The sequence below is a fragment of the Streptomyces sp. NPDC005963 genome, from assembly GCF_040638655.1.
Taxonomy (GTDB): Bacteria; Actinomycetota; Actinomycetes; order Streptomycetales; family Streptomycetaceae; genus Streptomyces.
Window position 1 is genome coordinate 66,072 of sequence record NZ_JBEXVD010000011.1, and the last position, 12,312, is coordinate 78,383.

Consider the following 12,312-nt stretch of genomic DNA (forward strand, 5'->3'; position numbering starts at 1 on the left):
CCTCTGGTTCACGGGCGGCTGGGGGCTGCCACCGCGCTGCGGAACGCCCACGGTGCACACCCCGGCACCCTACCCATCCGGCCCACCCCGCCCGTACACCCCCAAGACGTACGATCACCTGCATGGATGTACGTTCGGTCCGGTTCGACCACCCCGATGCCGTCAAGCTCAACGACGAAGTCCAGCTGGAGTACGTCCAGCGGTACGGAGACGGTGAGGGCGACGAGACCCCGCTCGACGCCTCGATGTTCCAGCCGCCGAGTGGCACGTATCTCATCGCGTACGACGACGAGGGCCACCCCGTGGCGACCGGCGGCTGGCGCAGCCAGGACCGGAACGACGAGGGTTACGAGGACGGCGACGCCGAACTCAAGCGGATGTACGTCATAGTCGAGGCACGCGGCCGGGGGCTCGCACGGCAGATGCTCGCCGCGCTGGAGGCGGACGCCCGGGCGGCGGGTCGTACCCGCATGGTGCTGGAGACCGGCGACCAGCAGCCGGAGGCGATAGCGCTGTACGCGTCCAGCGGCTACCGCATCTCGGAGAAGAAGTTCGGACACTACCGCGCCTACGAGAGCAGCCGCTGCTTTGTGAAGCCGCTCGACTAGGGCCCGACGACCCGGCCCGCCCGGAACTGCGCCCGCCGGCGCGGCGCAGCCCGGGCAGCGGACCGCGGCTCGTGGACCGCGGCTCGTGGACCGCGGCTCGTGGACCGCGGCTCGATCAGATGTCGATCACCCGGTAGGCGATGGTGTACACCCCGCCGGAGCCCTCCAGCGAGCGGTATTGGATCTCGTTGTTGAACTCGTTGCCGCGCACCAGGGTGGAGCCCAGCTTGTCGTTGCCGCTGGTCGAGTCGTAGTCCCAGAGGGTGAGCGTGCGGGACTCGTTCTTGCCGAAGACCAGGGCATCGTTGCCGTTGCCGTCCTCAAGGGAACGCCAGTAGTTCTTGCCCATGGTCTGGTAGCTGACGCCGCCGGGCCACACCTTCACATGGTTGCTGTTGCTGTCCGTGATGTTGAGGTACGCCTCGTCGTGGCCGCCCTCGCTGTTCGTGTGACAGGTCAGCCCGACCAACTCGATCCGCACCTGGTCGATGGGGTTGGCCTGGGCGGTACCGGCCATGCCGCCGAACGTGCCGAGGGCCAGCAGGGCGGCGGCGGTCATCCGGGCGGTCCTGGTCATACGCATGGGTGGTTCCCCCTTGGTGGTGTCACATCGCTGATGTGCGCTGACGGTGTGTCGGCCCCGCCGCAGCGGCCGGGCCGAGTGCCGTTCCCCCGGCACGACCCCTACTGTGCCGGGCCGGAACGAGCGCGTTCTACGCGCGTTCCACTCAATGGGACAGGGCTCAGTGCAGCAGTACGGGAGGCAGCTCCACCGACGCCCCCGCACCGAGGGCCAACCCCCGGGTGATCGCCGCACCCGCCTCGGCGACCGCTTGCGTCACCGCCTCCAGCCGCCGCCCCACCGGCACCATCGCGGCGAGCGCGGCCACCGTCCGCCCCTCCGGCGAACGCACCGGCAGCGCCGCACAACACACCCCGGGCACCACGTCCTCACGATCCAGCGCGGCCTGCGGCCTGGCACCACCGCTGCGCAGGGCCCGCCCGGCGGCGGTGTCCAGGGGAAAGCTCATCCCGTCCCGCACCGGTACCAGCGGCTCCACCTCACCCGGTATGGAACTGACCGTCAGCGCGAGATCGTCCCGCAGCACGGTCAGCACGGCGCTCGCACCGGTGGCCGCCCGCAAGCGGTGCAGCGGAAGTCGTGCGGCCAACCGGAGCCCGGGGTGGGGCTGCCAGGCGTGGCCTATGCGGTAGAGCTGGCTGCCGACGCGATAGCGGTCCCCGTGCCGTTCAACCGCACCCACCGCGATCAACTGGTCGAGCAGCCGGTGTGCCGTGCTCTTGGGCACCCGGCACTCCCACGCGAGTTCGGTCACCCCGGCACCCTGACCGTGCCTCCGCAACGCCTCCAACAGCGCGAACGCCCCCTCGACCACCCCTCGTCCGCGCGTCGGACGCAACGCGTCCCCCGTGGCCGCCACCTGGGACGCACCCGGTTGATCTGCCGACCGGTCCCCGCATAGACCGTCCGTTCCCGGTTCGTACGAGGCATCGGCAGCTGTCCTAAGCCCTGCACGATCACTCGGAACGGGTCTCTCAGGACGTGAGTGCGGACGCATGGGTGTGTGCATCGGTCCCCCCGGACTGCTCGCTCCCGGCCGTTGCCCCCCAATGGCACGGCTTCGGGCACGAGGGAGAACGATGCCGTACGGGCACCCGTGCGTCGAAGCCTTTGCGATCCGGCGGCGCGCCGCGCTGGCCCCTCCCTCGGGCTACGTACCGCGCTGGCACCAACCGTGCGGAACGGGCCCTTCAGCAAAGGCCCGCTGCCATACTCGCCCGATGCCAGAGGCGAGCAGAAGATCCGGCCTCCATCGCGCCGGACTGCGCTATTTCCACGAGATAGAGAATCGACTCACGGGAGTGTCAGGGCCGGGCGTACCGCCCGACAACGAAGCGGGGGTCATCGGCTGGGGCACGTCCTGGCGGATGCAGGGCTATTTGATGATGGCCCAGAGCACGGGCAACACCGCCTATGTCGAACGGCTCGCCGACCTCATCGACCAGGTGCTTGAGGCCCGCGACGAAGTCCGCGGCATCGAGGACCACCGGGGCGAGAGCGGCCCGGTGTGGAGCACCGCGGGCAAGTTCACCGCCGCGACGGCGATCATCCCCGACACCGACGGCCACCCCGCCCTCGCGGTGACGGTCTGCCCGCCCCACGCCAAAACGGCCCGGGTGACCGTTCAAGCCGAAGACGACGACCTGTTCTCCATCACCGTCACCGGCCCACCGCAACGCAAGAAGTCGGGGGTCATCAGCCTCGGCTTGGACCCCTTGGGCGAGCGCAGTGCGGACCGGCTGATCTACGAGGCGTACATGCAGCGCACCGGAGTCACCGCCCGCCTCCTCCCCCGCGATAGTGGCGCCCCGTCCGCAGGGCCGAGACGGGCCCGACCGGGCACCTATCCCGTACGCCCGGCCATGGTGTCGCTCGCCGCCCAAACCGGCATGATCGCCTACCCCATGGCCGGTCTGGCGCGGCTCGCCAGGGAACACCCGGCGCTGGTCCCCGACTCGGTAGCCAAGCGGGTCCCGACCTATCTGGAGGCGGCCGAGCGAGCGGTGCGCGCCCATGACGAACAGTGGGACACCACCACGGACGGCCGCGGCTTCTACCGCTGGCTCCCCGACGAGCCGGTGTCGTTCGCGGGTGCGGAACTGCCGACGAACGAGTTCCTCGCCATGGGCCGCACCCTGGTCCAACTCGCTCTCGCCACGGGCGCCGAGGAACACGTCGAACGCGCCGCCGCCATGGCACGCGCCTTCCACACCGACCTCACCATCAAGGACGGAGTGGCCGACTGGCCCTACTGGCCCAGCTTCGGACGCGTCTACCGGGGGTGGCAGGCCACCGGCTCCCCCAAGGCGGACGGCTCCTACGTACGCCCCTCGTACGCCCCGGTCACCGTCCCGGAAGACGTCACCCACTCGCTCATCGACATCGACTTCCTCTGCCTCTACCACGACGCCCCGGGGCTGCCGGAGGTGTTCACCCCATCGGACATGAAAGCGGTGGCGGCCACCTTCACCCGTCAGGTGGTGGAGCGCCGCAGACTGCGCCCCCGGATGCGCCACGACGTGGGAGGCACCGGCAAACCGGGCACGGACCGCCAACAGGCCCATGTAGCAGGCTGGTTGCCACTCACCCGCTGGTCCCCCCGAGTGGCCCGCAAGGTCCGCGCCATCCAACCGGAACTTCCACCACCGCCTTTGATGGGAGTGGACACCTACTGCGGCGCGCTGCTGGCCCGCTGGGGGTAAGCGACATCCCGTCAAACCACGGACAGTCAGAGCTGAGGTGCGAGAGGGGTCCAACGCGAAACCCCAGCAACGGCGAGGAGCACAGCCACTCCGCTCCCGGCCACTGACGGGATCACCAGCCCCATCACCTGGTGATCGAACAATCCGCTCGCCACCACGCACAATTCCGTGTCGGTTGACCGGGGCGGGGGGATAGATTCCGCCACGGGAGCGCGTGCACGCGCCGGGGTGGGGGCTGGGATGCGTGGACGAACGACGGTTTCGATGGTCATCGCACTGCTCGTCGGTGCCGTGCTCGGCGCGGCGGCCGTGTTGTTGGGGTCGAATGCACCGCTTGGATCAACGGCGTGGGCAGTGCTGTGCGTAGCGGGGCTGATGGGCGCATTTCTCACGGGCTTCGCTGCGCACAGGCGCAGTCTTCCTGCGGCCGGTCCCCAAGGTGCGTTCGGCGGGACGAACCCCACGGTTGCTGATGCTGCGGAGGCGGCTGCGACGGCAAGGACAACTTCTCCGAGCGGACCGTACTCAGTCGACACCGTGCGCTCGGAGCGTTCCACCGCGCTTCGGCCCACCGTTGCGATCGCCGTCTGTCTCGGTCTTCTGGGTGGGCTGTGGGCCCTGTGGCCCGGAGACGATGACGACCGCCGCCAGAAAGCCAGCACGCGCGACTCGTCGACGCGCCCCACGATGCCCGCCAGCCCGTCGAGCCCGTCGACGCCCGCCGTTGCCTGGCAGGTCCCGGCCACCGGGGACGGATACGCCGAGGGGCCCGGCGCGTGGGGGCTCGGTGACGTCGTCGTGCAGGGGCGGATCGACGGCCTCTTCGCCTACCGCGCTGGTGACGGCGCAGTGCATTGGACCCGGCCCGCACCGGCCCGCCAAGCAGTCTGCGCCATGAGCCGAAGCGCCCAGCAGGGCATCGGCATCATCGCGTACGGACGGCACGACAAGCCCTGCTCGACCCTGGTCGCCGTGCGCACATCGGACGGGAAGGAGCTGTGGCAGCGCACCCTGGCGGACGACGGACTCGTCGAACTCACCCTTGCCGTTGGCGGCTCCACTCTCGTCACTGCGGAGGACGGTGCCCTACGCGCGCGCTCCACCACAACGGGCACACAACAGTGGCAGCGCGTCCCGCCGCGAAGCTGCGAAGCCAGGGCCGTGGGCGCCACCGCCGCCCGTACGCTCCTCGTCGAGCAGTGCGGCAAGGGCGCACGGCTGATCGCCCTCGACACCCGTACGGGCAAGGAGCAGTGGGGCAGGCCGCTGCCCGTCGAGTCAGAAGTCGGCGCGGCCGTGATCTCCGTGGCGCCGGTGGTCGTCGCCGTGACGGAGGACGACCAGCGCGGTACCCAGGCCCTCCTCAGCTTCGACGACCGGGGTGCGCCGGTGGCCAGAGTGCCCATGTCCGGACCTGCGGGCCATCTCGTCCTCCCGGCGGGCGCGGGGCCTGCGATCGGGAACAGCGGTCACCCGGTCGTCCTCGGCGATCTGGTGATCACGCTCGCCGAGCGGGACATGTGGCCCGATGTGGTGGTCGCCCACTCCCTGAAGGATGGCCGCAAGGCGTGGGAGTACAGGGCAGGGGGCACCAGCATGTACGGCGTCGCCCGCGAGCCCGACGGCCGCATCGGGGTGCTGATCGGAGGAGGAAACTCCGCACATGTCGTCCTGCTCGATGCGACCGGCCGCGTGAAGGACCGGATCGCCCCGGACAACGGCACGGGGGCACTGCTCTCCATCAGCCCGGAGCTGATTCCCGTGACGGGTGGCCATGTCGTCGTCAACCACCAGTCGACGAGAGGGGAGCCGGGCATCTTCGCGATCCGCTGAGCTCTGAGCACCAACTGGCGATGCAATCGCCACCAGGAGAGGCACCCCGTATGCGACCGCTGGTGCTGTTCGACCTCGACAACACTCGTGGATCGGCAACTCGCGCTGATCGACGAGCGGGTGTCGACGAGCGGGTCGGCGGAGGAGGCAGAAAACCAGTGGAGCCGCACTCCCGTGTGCCGCTACCGTGCTCCCGCCCGCAGTCGCCGCCCCGTCAAGGACGTGCCGTTGTACACCAAGTGAGATCCCCCGAGCGCTGAACCGTCGCGCGTCGCACCTGTGCGCCGCGCTCCTTTTCGCTGCGGTCTTCTCACTGGAACCGGTGTGTTTCTGTGTCCAACAACTGGGTGGTTGTGCCCACCTGCCTGCCCATCGTTCTCCGCCGTTGCCACAGGTGCGCCTCAGGGCGCTTCCGAACGAACGGCAAATTCCGTGTCAACGCGAACCACAAGCTGCTTGACGCCTGGCTCCTCGCGCTGTGCACCAAGTGCGGGGACACCACCAAGCTCACCGTCCTGGAGCGGATGCACGTGCGCTCCGTACGACCTGAGCTCCTGAACCTGCTCCACGACAACGATCCCGACCTGGCAGCCAAACTCCTCCGGGACCCGTTCGTGCGACGGCGCAATCGCATCGCCCTCGACTGGGACAACGCCTGGCGCCTCGACAGCGGCGGGCCGGATCGGCCGCATCGGCCGGAGGGTGAGGCGATCGAGGTCTCGGTCCGTTTCGCGGCGCGGATTCCCGTGCGGCCGGTGCGACTCATCGCGTCGGGCCTCGGCTTGTCGCGAGCCGAGGCCGAGGAACTGATCGCCGAGGGGAACATCGTGTCGACGGTCCGCCTGAGCGGCAAGCTCTCGGGCGACTTCACCTTCACGCTCAAGCGCTGAGTCCTTCCGGGCCCAGGGCCTGGCCGGCAGTTCCGAACCGCCGGCCAGACCCTGGTCCTGGGCTTCCGACGTGGTGAGTGGCGGACCCTGACCTGGAGCTCCACCCACCCGTTTCTTCGGAAGCGAGACACAAGGCGCAGCGGAAGTTGGGCAAGCATCTGGACGCCGAGAGGAAACCGAAGTAGCTACCGCACTTCCCTGCTGTAAAACGCCAAAGAGCCCCTGCCGGATCTCTCCGACAGAGGCTCTGAGCTGCGGTGGACCTGTGGGGATTTGAACCCCAGACCCCCTCGATGCGAACGAGGTGCGCTACCAGACTGCGCCACAGGCCCTTGCAACGAGTGAAACTCTAGCATCCTCATCCGCATGCCTGGAAATCCGTTCCCGGGCTGGTCACCAGGGTCCGGCTCGCCTCATTCGTTGGCTGCGCGGGGGCGCTCCTCGTCGGCGTACTGGTCGAAGAGGGGGGTGCGGCCCCGGTCGCGGGTGGTGCGGCGTGACGGTGAGGGCTGGCGGTTGGCGGGGTCGTCCGGGAGGGGGGTCGGGTCGGCTGTGGAAGAGCGGGCCGAACTCCAGGTCTCGGGGTCGTTCATATCGACTCCGGAGGTGGCTCGGGGTGCCACCGGGGCCGTCACGTACGTCGGCAGGGGAACGGGGACCGGGTCCCAACTGTCACCGCCGGCAGGGCCGCGGTCCCGCTGCTGGTCGACCCATTCCGCATGGTCCGTCTGTTCCACGAGCGCACGACGGCCGGCCTCCTGGGGGGAGACCGGTGCCGGCTCGGGCCGCGGTGCGGAGTCATCGCCGTGAGGGTTGTGGAGATGGTGAGAGCTACGGGCGTCGGGGGTCTCATGGCGGGACGAGGGCGGCGGCGTGGGCTGCTGCTGGCGGCGGGGCCGGGCACGCAGGCGGGCCGCCGCGGCTTCGGCGTGGCGGCGGTCCATCACGACCACGAATCGCCGACGCTCCTGGGTGCGCAGGTACATGATGTAGACGCTCAGCAGTACCGCCGGCACGGCCGGCACCCAGAGCAGACCGAGACCGCCCACCGCGGCGACGATCGCACCGAAGGTGAAGGCCAGGAAGAGCATCACGGTGGTGCGACGACGGCGCGCGAGGACCTTGCTGCGTCGCGCACGCTCGGTGGCGGCACGGCTCGGGCGCGGGCTCTGCCGAGCCGGGGCGGGCGGCTCGGCGACGGCCGGGGCTGGCGCCCTCACCTCCGTGCGGGGCGCGGCGAAGGCCCGGACGTCCACGGAACTCAATCGGTCCGTGACGACATCCGGGTCGACGTCGGAAGAGGGCTGCGCCTCGGTGCGATCCCGTAGCTCCTTGGCGTACCGGCGCTCCATCGCACCCCGTCCGGACAGCAGCCGGATGGCGGTGGAGAAGCGTTCCGTCGGACGAGCTTCGTTCAACTCGTCCTGCCTGCGGAGCCACATCGGCACCAGATAGGCGGCCCAGGCCCCGACGATGACTGCATAGATGAGGCCGCTGCTGCTCACGGTCACACCGTAGAGGGATTCTTGCAAGGGCATCCGCCAATTGGCCCGGTGTGTCGCCCGATCCCGCTGATATCACGGACTTTTTTGCGAATGTTCAGATCACAAGATGGTCACTCTGGAGAGTATTCGAATATCTGTTTTATTTAGCGCGGCGTTGCCGGTCGGGCCCGGTGCCAGCGGTGCAGCAGGCCGTCGGGGAGCTCCTCCGCGGTCAACGCGAAGACCAGATGGTCACGCCACGCACCGTCGATATGGAGATAGCGGGGGCGCAGTCCCTCTTCGCGGAATCCGAGTTTCTCCACGACCCGACGGCTCGGGGTGTTCTCGGGGCGGATGCAGACCTCCATCCGGTGCAGCCCGATCGCCCGGAAGCAGTGGTCGACGGCGAGGGCGACGGCCGTCGGCATCACCCCTCGGCCCGCGACCTCCCGATCCACCCAGTAGCCCACATGGCCTGAACACATCGACCCCCAGGTGATCCCCGCGACGGTCAGTTGTCCGACCAGACGGCCCCGGTACTCGATGACGAAGGGCAGCATCCGACCGGCGTTCGCCTCGGCACGCAGATGGCGGACCATTTGGCGGTACGTCGGGCGCTGTGCGATCGGGGCACCCGGAGCAGCGGGTGGAATGGTCGCTTCCCAGGGGCGCAGCCAGTCGCGGTTGCGCCGGTTGACCTCGCGCCAGGCTCGCTGGTCACGCAGCTTTATCGGGCGGAGGACCACATCGCCGTCCGCCAGCACCACCGGCCAGGACGTGTTCAGCTCGGGCTCCCGGCAGGTCTGGGGTGGTCGCCGCCGTGGAGTTGGTCCACCGCGTGCGACAGAAGTCGTTCCAGGACGGTGAGGCCGTCGCGCACTCCGCCGGTCGAGCCGGGCAGATTGACGATCAGGGTGCCGCCCGCCACTCCGGCGAGCCCCCGTGAGAGCGCCGCGGTCGGCGTCTTGGCCAGGCCGTGGGCACGGATGGCCTCCGGGATGCCGGGGATCTCGTAGTCGAGAACGGCAGCGGTGGCCTCGGGGGTGCGGTCGGTGGGTGAGATGCCGGTGCCGCCGGTGGTGAGGACGACGTCGTACCCCTGGGCGACCGCGGTGCGCAGGGCCTCGCGGACGGGGTCGCCGTCGGGCACCACCAGAGGTCCGTCGACGCTGAAGCCGAGCCCGGCGAGGCCCTTGACCAGCAAGGGGCCCGTGGTGTCGTCGTACACGCCCCGGGCGGCACGGTTCGATGCGGTGATCACCAGTGCTCGGCGCGTGGGCACGGGCGGCACGGGGGCTTCCGCGGCCGGCCCGTGACTGTGGCTGTGCACCTCGCCGGCGCGCGGGACCTGGCTCACGACCGGCTCCAGACCCCGGACTTGCCGCCCGTCTTCTCCTCCACGCGCACATCGGTGATCACGGCCGACTTGTCGACCGCCTTGACCATGTCCACGACGGTCAGGGCTGCCACGGACACGGCGGTCAGCGCCTCCATCTCGACGCCCGTTCGGTCGGTGGTCTTCACGGTGGCCGTGATCTCCACGGCGTCATCGGCGACCGACAGGTCGAGGGTGACGCCGGAGACCGCGAGCGGATGGCAGAGCGGAATCAGTTCGGGGGTCCGCTTGGCGCCCATGATCCCGGCGATGCGGGCGGTGGCCAGTGCGTCCCCCTTGGGAACCCCCTCGCCACGCAGCAGTTCCACCACGCGGGGTGACACCTGCACCCGGCCGCTGGCGCGTGCGGTGCGCGCGGTGATCTCCTTCTCGGAGACGTCGACCATACGGGCCGCACCCGCCTCGTCGATGTGTGTGAGCCTGGCTTGGCTACTCATGCTGGTGCCGTTCCCGGTCGGGGCCTGGGGGGCCTTCGGGGCGAGGAAGGGCCGCAGGGGCCCATGTGCGCAGACACGCTACTCCCCCTGGCCGGACGTCAGCCGAGGAGGACCACCTCCACCTGCGCACCGGACGCGACCGTCGTCACCGTCTCCGCCAGCACGATCAGGCAGTCGGCGTGGGCGAGCGCCGCGACCAGATGGGACCCGGAACCGCCCACAGGGGTGACGACGCCCTCGACCGGGTCGTAGGTGCCACGGAGGAACTGTCGACGGTCGGCAGGCGAGCTCAGGGTCCCGTCGGTGCGGAGGGTGGCGTGCACCCGGGGCCGGTGGAGGTCGTCCAGGCCCATGAGGGCCCGGATCGCCGGGCGCACGAACAGTTCGAAGGAGACGTACGACGAGACGGGGTTGCCCGGCAGCGCGAGCAGCGGGGTGTGTTCGGGGCCGATCGTGCCGAAGCCCTGCGGCTTGCCCGGCTGCATGGCGAGCGTACGGAAGTCGATCCCGCTGCCGGGCTCTTCAGCGTCCCCCACGGAGGCGAGGGCTTCCTTCACCACGTCGTAGGCACCGACGCTCACCCCGCCTGTGGTGACCAGGAGATCGGCGCGGATCAACTGGTCCTCGATGGTGGAGCGCAGTTCGTCGGCGTCGTCCGTGACGGCACCGACGCGGTACGAGAGTGCGCCCGCGTCCCGCGCAGCGGCGGCCAGCGAGAAGCTGTTGGAGTCGTAGATCTGGCCTTCGCCGAGCGTCTCACCGGGCTGGACCAACTCGCTCCCGGTGGAGAGCACCACGACGCGCGGCCGGGGCCGCACCCGCACGGTGCCGCGGCCGATCGCGGCGAGCAGCCCGATCTGCGGCGGCCCGAGGACCGTGCCCCGGGCGAGCGCGAGGTCGCCGGCGCGCACATCGCTGCCCCGGGTGCGAATGTGGGCGCCCGCGGTGACCGGCCGGTGGATGCGGACCTCCCCGGCGGCGCCCTCGGGCGCCGTCTCGGCCGGCAGCATGGTGGTGACGGCGCCCCGACCGGTGCCGCCGTCGGTCCACTCGACCGGGATCACGGCTTCGGCACCGGGCGGCAGGGGTGCACCGGTCATGATGCGGGCGGCTTGGCCCGGCCCCACCTCGGGTGGGGTTCCGCCGCCGGCCGCCACGTCGCCGATGACGGTGAGGACGGCGGGGAACTCCTCGGTGGCCTGCTCGACGTCGGCCGTGCGCACCGCGTACCCGTCCATCGAGCTGTTGTCGAAGGGGGGCAGGGCGACCGGGACGGTGATGTCTTCGACGAGGACGCAGCCCTGCGCCTCCAGGAGGTGCAGCTCGATCGGTTCGAGCGGGCGGATCGCCCCGAGGATGTCCTCCAGGTGGTCGTCCACCGACCAGATCGTGCTGCTCACCGTCGTTACATCTCCTCGGTCACATAGCTGCGCAACCAGCTTCGGAACTCGGGTCCCAGGTCCTCACGTTCGCATGCGAGTCTGACAATGGCCCGCAGGTAGTCGCCGCGGTCGCCGGTGTCGTACCGCCGTCCCTTGAAGACGACTCCGTGCACCGGGCCGCCGACCGTCTCGTCGGCGGCGAGCTTCTCGATGGCGTCGGTCAGCTGGATCTCGTTGCCCCGGCCGGGTCTGGTCTCGCGGAGTATGGCGAAGATCGCGGGGTCGAGCACATAGCGGCCGATGATCGCGAGGTTGCTGGGGGCGTCGGCCTTGTCGGGCTTCTCGACCAGGTCGGTCACCCTGACGACGTCCTCTTCGTCGGTGGCCTCGACACCGGCGCAACCGTAGAGGTGGATCTGTTCCGGCTCGACCTCCATGAGGGCGATCACGCTGCCGCCCTCCCGCTCCTGGACTTCGACCATGCGCGAGAGCAGGGGGTCGCGGGGGTCGATCAGGTCGTCGCCGAGGAGGACGGCGAACGGCTGGTCCCCGACGTGCGGGGCGGCGCACAGGACGGCATGACCGAGTCCGCGCGGGTCACCCTGGCGCACATAGTGCATGGTGGCCAGGTCACTGGACTCCTGGACCTTCTTCAGCCGGTTCTCGTCGCCCTTGCGGCTGAGCGCCTCTTCGAGTTCGTAGTTGCGGTCGAAGTGGTCTTCCAGGGGGCGCTTGTTCCGGCCGGTGACCATCAGTACGTCGGAGAGGCCGGCGGCCACCGCTTCTTCGACGACGTACTGGATGGCGGGCTTGTCGACGACAGGCAGCATCTCTTTGGGAGTGGCTTTGGTGGCGGGGAGGAAACGCGTTCCGAGGCCGGCGGCAGGGATGACCGCCTTGCTGATCCTGGGCTTCGACTGAGTCATGTTCGGCACACTATCCGGTGAGTATGGGCAGAAGATAAGCCTTCGGGCAACTTCCTTACGATAAAGGGACA

The 12,312-nt window shown here is 69.7% G+C and carries 13 protein-coding genes and 1 tRNA gene; 5 read left to right on the forward strand and 9 right to left on the reverse strand.

Going from position 1 to position 12,312, the window contains the following annotated elements; genetic code table 11:
• Positions 1-122: 122 nt before the first annotated feature.
• Complete coding sequence (locus ABZ348_RS17290; RefSeq protein ID WP_358933816.1) at positions 123-608, forward strand: GNAT family N-acetyltransferase; 486 nt, start codon at positions 123-125, stop codon at positions 606-608.
• 115 nt (positions 609-723) lie between these two features.
• Here the strand turns inward: ABZ348_RS17290 and ABZ348_RS17295 are convergent, their stop codons facing one another.
• Positions 724-1,191 (reverse strand): hypothetical protein, encoded by a 468-nt coding sequence (locus tag ABZ348_RS17295; protein ID WP_358933818.1) that lies wholly within the window; start codon positions 1,189-1,191, stop codon positions 724-726.
• A 160-nt stretch (positions 1,192-1,351) separates the two neighbouring features.
• A complete protein-coding gene (locus ABZ348_RS17300) occupies positions 1,352-2,050 on the reverse strand; it encodes a helix-turn-helix domain-containing protein (RefSeq protein WP_358933820.1) in 699 nt (232 codons plus the stop codon).
• Between the two features lie 361 nt (positions 2,051-2,411).
• Between ABZ348_RS17300 and ABZ348_RS17305 the strand changes: the two genes are divergently transcribed.
• The 4 genes from ABZ348_RS17305 (at position 2,412) to ABZ348_RS17320 (ending at position 6,616) form a co-directional block, all read left to right on the forward strand.
• Positions 2,412-3,893, forward strand: coding sequence for a hypothetical protein (locus ABZ348_RS17305; protein WP_358933821.1), 1,482 nt, complete (start codon positions 2,412-2,414; stop codon positions 3,891-3,893).
• Positions 3,894-4,430: 537 nt separating this feature from the next.
• A complete protein-coding gene (locus ABZ348_RS17310; RefSeq protein ID WP_358933823.1) occupies positions 4,431-5,726 on the forward strand; it encodes a PQQ-binding-like beta-propeller repeat protein in 1,296 nt (431 codons plus the stop codon).
• Positions 5,727-5,813: 87 nt separating this feature from the next.
• Positions 5,814-5,969 carry a hypothetical protein gene (locus ABZ348_RS17315; protein WP_358933825.1) on the forward strand — a complete coding sequence of 52 codons (156 nt, stop codon included), beginning with the start codon at positions 5,814-5,816 and terminating at the stop codon, positions 5,967-5,969.
• Between the two features lie 89 nt (positions 5,970-6,058).
• Entirely contained in the window at positions 6,059-6,616 is a 558-nt protein-coding gene (locus ABZ348_RS17320; protein ID WP_358933827.1) for a DUF1062 domain-containing protein, read from the forward strand.
• Positions 6,617-6,874: 258 nt separating this feature from the next.
• Here ABZ348_RS17320 and ABZ348_RS17325 read toward each other — a convergent pair.
• The 7 genes from ABZ348_RS17325 to galU form a co-directional block, all read right to left on the reverse strand.
• A tRNA-Ala gene (locus ABZ348_RS17325) sits at positions 6,875-6,948 on the reverse strand.
• 81 nt (positions 6,949-7,029) lie between these two features.
• Positions 7,030-8,121, reverse strand: a complete 1,092-nt coding sequence (gene glpR / locus ABZ348_RS17330) for a gephyrin-like molybdotransferase receptor GlpR (protein WP_358933829.1) — start codon at positions 8,119-8,121, stop codon at positions 7,030-7,032.
• Between the two features lie 143 nt (positions 8,122-8,264).
• Entirely contained in the window at positions 8,265-8,867 is a 603-nt protein-coding gene (locus ABZ348_RS17335; RefSeq protein ID WP_358933831.1) for a GNAT family protein, read from the reverse strand.
• Between the two features lie 14 nt (positions 8,868-8,881).
• Positions 8,882-9,391: a MogA/MoaB family molybdenum cofactor biosynthesis protein gene (locus ABZ348_RS17340; protein ID WP_358934025.1), complete on the reverse strand. Its 510-nt coding sequence runs from the start codon at positions 9,389-9,391 to the stop codon at positions 8,882-8,884.
• A gap of 62 nt (positions 9,392-9,453) precedes the next feature.
• The gene (moaC, locus tag ABZ348_RS17345; protein ID WP_358933833.1) at positions 9,454-9,933 is read right to left on the reverse strand and encodes a cyclic pyranopterin monophosphate synthase MoaC; all 480 of its coding nucleotides are present in this window, start codon (positions 9,931-9,933) and stop codon (positions 9,454-9,456) included.
• Positions 9,934-10,031: 98 nt separating this feature from the next.
• A complete protein-coding gene (gene glp / locus ABZ348_RS17350; protein ID WP_358933835.1) occupies positions 10,032-11,333 on the reverse strand; it encodes a gephyrin-like molybdotransferase Glp in 1,302 nt (433 codons plus the stop codon).
• Positions 11,334-11,338: 5 nt separating this feature from the next.
• Positions 11,339-12,241, reverse strand: a complete 903-nt coding sequence (galU, locus tag ABZ348_RS17355) for a UTP--glucose-1-phosphate uridylyltransferase GalU (RefSeq protein WP_358933837.1) — start codon at positions 12,239-12,241, stop codon at positions 11,339-11,341.
• Between the last annotated feature and the right edge of the window lie 71 nt (positions 12,242-12,312).

Bases quoted from the DNA above. Each gene is read 5' to 3' on its own strand.
- ABZ348_RS17290 (WP_358933816.1), top strand. From the start codon at position 123: ATGGATGTACGTTCGGTCCGGTTCGACCACCCCGATGCCGTCAAGCTC.
- ABZ348_RS17295 (WP_358933818.1), bottom strand. From the start codon at position 1,191: ATGCGTATGACCAGGACCGCCCGGATGACCGCCGCCGCCCTGCTGGCC.
- ABZ348_RS17305 (WP_358933821.1), top strand. From the start codon at position 2,412: ATGCCAGAGGCGAGCAGAAGATCCGGCCTCCATCGCGCCGGACTGCGC.
- moaC (WP_358933833.1), bottom strand. From the start codon at position 9,933: ATGAGTAGCCAAGCCAGGCTCACACACATCGACGAGGCGGGTGCGGCC.
- galU (WP_358933837.1), bottom strand. From the start codon at position 12,241: ATGACTCAGTCGAAGCCCAGGATCAGCAAGGCGGTCATCCCTGCCGCC.